The 3562-nt window shown below is 74.0% G+C and carries 4 protein-coding genes; 2 read left to right on the forward strand and 2 right to left on the reverse strand.

The annotated features are described in order from the left end of the window. On the forward strand, positions 1–975 hold a 975-nt coding region (locus BG452_RS31560), incomplete at its 5' end, for an ATP-binding cassette domain-containing protein (protein WP_188307777.1). 50 nt (positions 976–1025) lie between these two features. Here the strand turns inward: BG452_RS31560 and BG452_RS31565 are convergent. Next, positions 1026–1442 carry a hypothetical protein gene (locus tag BG452_RS31565; RefSeq protein WP_188307778.1) on the reverse strand — a complete coding sequence of 139 codons (417 nt, stop codon included), beginning with the start codon at positions 1440–1442 and terminating at the stop codon, positions 1026–1028. 136 nt (positions 1443–1578) lie between these two features. On the opposite strand from BG452_RS31565, the gene BG452_RS31570 reads away from it, so the two are divergent. Further along, a complete protein-coding gene (locus BG452_RS31570) occupies positions 1579–2496 on the forward strand; it encodes a glutaminase (protein ID WP_188307779.1) in 918 nt (305 codons plus the stop codon). Positions 2497–2607: 111 nt separating this feature from the next. Here the strand turns inward: BG452_RS31570 and BG452_RS31575 are convergent. Then, positions 2608–3562, reverse strand: a 955-nt coding sequence (locus BG452_RS31575; RefSeq protein WP_317621317.1) for an acyl-CoA dehydrogenase, incomplete at its 5' end; no start/stop codon positions are given.

Here is a 3562-nt window from a genome sequence, read left to right on the forward strand (position 1 = left end):
GCGCAGGAACGCGAGGAGGCGGGTACCGCCGCGGCGGCGGCCGAGCAGCGGCGGGGCCGCCTGGGCATGCGGCTGCTCGCCGCGCTCGGCCAGGGCCTCGCCCTGCTGCTCGGCCTGCAACTGGGTGCCCGGTCGCAGCCGGTGGCCGACGTCGTCGGCGAGGTGCTGTTGCTCGCGGCGGTGTGGGAGCTGCTGGACCGCCTTCCCCAGCTGCTCCGGGAGCTGACCGCCGGCCAGGACGCGGCCGCACGGCTCGGCCCGTTCACCGCGACCGCCACCGACCGGCAGCCGCACGCGGCGACCAGCGCAGTCGCTGCTCTCACCGTGCTGGACCTGCCCGCCGGCAACGACGGGCGGCCCCTCTCGTTCACCGTCCGGGCGCCCGGGCTGGTCGTCGTCACCGGGCCCAACGGCAGCGGAAAGTCCACGCTCCTGGGCCAGTTGGCCGGACGACTGCCGACTGCCTCCGGACAGGTGCGACTGGGCGCCGCCCCGGTCACGGAGCTGCCCGCCGACGTGGTCGCCGACATGGTCACCCTGGTCGAGGCCGACGACTGGCTCGCCGACACGACCGTCGCCGCCAACCTTTGCCTGGCCGCACCGCTTGCCGACCCGGAGCGGCTCCGCGCGGCACTGGCGGCGGTCGGGCTCGGTTCCCTGCCCCTGGACACCCCGGTCGGCCCGGCCGGCCGCGCACTGTCCCAGGGGCAGCGGCGCCGCCTCGCCATCGCCCGCGCGCTCCTGCGCCGCCCGCGCATCCTGCTGCTCGACGAACCCACCGCCGGACTCGACCGGCCGACCGCCGAGGCGCTGCTGCGCGAGCTGCGCCGGGCGCTGCCGGACTCGGCGCTGGTCCTGGCCCTGCAGGACCAGGACATCGGGCTGCTCCCGTGGCACCCGGATGTCGCCGTCGACCTGGCCGACCACCGGATGGCCGACCCCCGGATGGCCGGAGCACCGGGGCGACCCGGGTGAGCCGCAGGCCGGCGGCCCCCCGTAGGTGTGCCCGCACCAATGCCGGTGATTCACGTCGTGTCCGGTCCGGTGACCGTGACGATGGCCGGCCTGGTCGACTCCCGGCTCGTGTGGTGACACGCACTCAGCCTGCCTCGTGGCAGCGCTGACTGGTCGCGCGGGGGCCACTGGGCCTGTCGGAGCACGGCCATGGCATGGAGGAGGTCCGCGGTGCTGGTCAGCAGGGCCCCGCAGGAGGTGGTGACCTCCCAGTCGTCCGTGGCCGGGCCGGGGCGGGCGGTGCCCAGGCTGCGTGGGCTGGTGATGTCGGTGCGGTCCTGGATGTCAACGGTGTCGCCGACCAGAGTGGCCGTGTAGGTCCGGCCCATGCACTTGACGACCATGGGGCTGGAAGTGACCTCGTCGAGCCGCAGGATCCTGGCGCTCGGCTCGTGCTGGATCAGCTGCGCGAGTCTGTCATCCGACATGGATAGACTACTTTCAGTACACAAATGCCTTCTCTCGGTAACTGTACCGATGTGGACGCGCTGTCTTCCCGCTTTCCGGCATTGCGCGCATCCTTGGCCGGGTGCTGACAGCGATGTCGGACCACAAGGGGGGAGCATGGAGTACGCGAGTGTGCTCGGCCGGGTGGCCAGGGCGGCGCGGCAGGTCGCCGGCACCGGAGAGGTGGCCACCTACATCCCGGCGCTCGCCCGCGCCGACCCGGTTGCTTTCGGGATCGCCCTCGCCACGGCCACCGGTCCCGGGTCGGTCCACGGCGCGGGCGACTGGCGGACACCGTTCTCGATCCAGTCGATCTCCAAGGTGTTCACCCTCGCCCTGGTCCTCGCCACCGATGGCGACACCCTGTGGCATCGGGTGGGCAAGGAACCCTCGGGTTCGCCGTTCAACTCCCTGGCCCAGCTGGAGCGTGAGGGGGGCGTGCCGCGCAACCCGTTCGTCAACGCCGGCGCACTGGTGGTCACCGACCGCCTGCAGACCCTGACCGGCGATGCCAGTGGAGCCCTGCGGGAGTTCCTCCGCGCGGAGAGCGGCAACCCCGCCATCGACTTCGACGCCCGCGTCGCCGCCTCCGAACAGCGCCACGGCCACCGCAACGCCGCCCTCGCCCACCTGCTGGCCGACCACGGCAAGCTCACCAACCCCGTGCCCACCGTCCTGCGCCACTACGTCAAGCAGTGCGCGATCACCATGACCTGCCACGACCTCGCCCGGGCGGCCTGCCTGCTGGCCAGACACGGCATCCGCGCCGACGGCACCCGCCTGCTCACCCGCAGCGAGGCCAAGCGGATCAACGCCGTCATGCTGGTCGGCGGCACCTACGACGCCGCCGGGGACGTCGCCCACCGGGTGGGGCTGCCCGCCAAAAGCGGCGTCAGCGGAGGCATCCTCGCCGTCGTCCCCGGCCGCTGCGGGCTGTGCGTGTGGGGGCCGGCCCTCGATGTGCACGGCAACTCCGTGGCCGGCATCGCCGCGCTGGACGCCTTCACCACACTCACCGGCTGGTCGGTCTTCTGACCGTGGCCCGCGGAGCCAGGAAGCGCGCGGACGAGGACGAGGGCGCCGTCGGGGGCCGTCGGGGGCCGCCGGTGCCCCGGAGCCTCCCGGAGGCCGTCAGCCTGTCCGGGATCAGTCGGGGCGGGGCGGCTGCTCGGCGAGTGCCCTGACGTAGTCCGGTTCGGTGAGAGGGCCGAAGAGGACGGCTCGGGGGGTTTCCATCAGGTCGATCAGGTCCGTGGCCCGGGGGAGGAGGCGGTGGCACAGGTCGTTCAGGCGGCCGGGCAGCGAGCGGACCTGTTCGGGAGTGAGCAGCCCCTCGGTCACGAACCAGCCGCTGTGCGTCCGGACCTCTTCCAGGCAGCTGAGCAGGGAGAGGTCGTGCAGCAGGGAGCCGCGCCCCGCAGCCCCGGGCTCCCGCGCCTGCGCTTCCAGGGCCTCGGCCCGGAGAACCTCCGCGGTGGTGCGGGCGACGTGGGCCTCGGCGAGGAGGAGCGCCAGGTCGGTGTGGGCGTCCCAGGCCGCCGCAGCGGTCGTTCCGGCCTCCTCGCAGCTGGTCAGGCGGTGCGTCAGCTCGGTGTGCAGCAGGCGCTCACGGGCCCGGAACAGGGCGTGGAAGTCGTCGTCGTCGGCCGGCGGGAGGCCCGTCGGCTCCTCCGGCGCCGGGTGGGCGACGGCGTCGACCATCGTCCGGGCGGCGTCCAACAGGATCAGCCGGTTGTCGCCGCCCGCCGAGTGGAACGCCATGGTGAGTGCCTGGTACTCGATCAGGCGGTTCTCGGAGAAGAAGCCGACCGCGCCGACCGCCGAGCGGCACTGGGTCACCGCCCGGTCGGCGAGCCGGTCGACGCCGGCCTTGGTCAGCGCCAGCGCGCGCATCACCGCGGGTGCCGGTCCACTGCCCGCACCGCCCCCCTCGGGGATGTGCCAGCTCGCCGCGGTCGCCCGGCGGGCCAGTACGGTGGCCGTGTGCGCGGCGGCGGCGGCGCCGAACAGCAGACGTTGCTGGTGGCGCAGCCCGAGCGCGGGGCGCTCGCCGGCCAGGCGGTCGGCGGTCACCCTGCGCAGCGCGTGCGGCAGGGCGATC

The organism is Streptomyces sp. CBMA123, from assembly GCF_014596465.1.
Lineage (GTDB): Bacteria > Actinomycetota > Actinomycetes > Streptomycetales > Streptomycetaceae > Kitasatospora.